This is a genomic window from Vibrio sp. 2130-1 (genome assembly GCF_033339515.1).
The window spans coordinates 1-812 of record NZ_JAWOUT010000166.1 but is presented as its reverse complement, the minus strand read 5'-3'; the positions used below and the strand labels follow the sequence as shown (position 1 = coordinate 812).

The 812-nt window shown below is 48.2% G+C and carries 1 protein-coding gene and 1 pseudogene; both read left to right on the top strand.

Annotated elements, in window-relative coordinates:
* A partial coding sequence (locus R7Q09_RS24940) for a winged helix-turn-helix domain-containing protein (protein WP_031843166.1) occupies positions 1-408 on the top strand: 408 nt, incomplete at its 5' end.
* A gap of 105 nt (positions 409-513) precedes the next feature.
* Positions 514-812 (top strand): annotated as a pseudogene (envZ, locus tag R7Q09_RS24935) (two-component system sensor histidine kinase EnvZ); the annotation flags it as partial.

Below are 812 nucleotides of genomic sequence, written 5' to 3'. Positions count from 1 at the left end.
AAACCGTTCAACCCGCGTGAACTACTCGCTCGTATTAAAGCGGTTTTACGTCGCCAAACGGTTGAGCTACCGGGCGCGCCAAGTACGGAAGAAAAAGTGGTCGAGTTTGGCGAGTTTCGTTTAAATCTCGGCACGCGTGAAATGTTCCGTGGTGATGAGGCGATGCCATTAACATCGGGTGAATTTGCGGTGTTGAAATCACTGGTAACCAACGCGCGTGAGCCAATGTCGCGTGATAAGCTGATGAACATGGCGCGTGGTCGTGAATACTCGGCGATGGAGCGTTCTATCGACGTACAAATTTCTCGTCTACGCCGCATGCTGGAAGACGATCCGAGCAAACCTCGCTACATCCAGACCGTATGGGGTTTAGGTTACGTATTTGTCCCAGACGGCAAAGAGTCGTAATTCTTACTCCCTTAACCGGCAATCGGTTTTTAAAACTTCGGCCATCAAATTTTCTTCTTATTTGGTGGTCGAGGTTTTCGCAATTAGGATCATCAGGAAATTTCCATGCGAATCCGAAGTTCACTGACACAATCTATTCTACTGTTCATCTCCTTGCTTCTCGCTAGCCAAGTCTTTTCTTATTACGCCGTTTTTAACTACGCGTTGATGCCAAGCCTGCAACAGTTCAACAAAATTCTCGCTCACGAACTGAATCTGGTTCTCGATGAAGATGGCCCGCTCAAATCGGATGCACCATTGCGTCGCCAGTTATTAGAAAGGTTGGGCGTGACGGTTCACAGCATCAACAGCGAGAAGGCGGTTGAGTTTAACCATGCGATGTCGATTGATTTGATGTCGGAGGA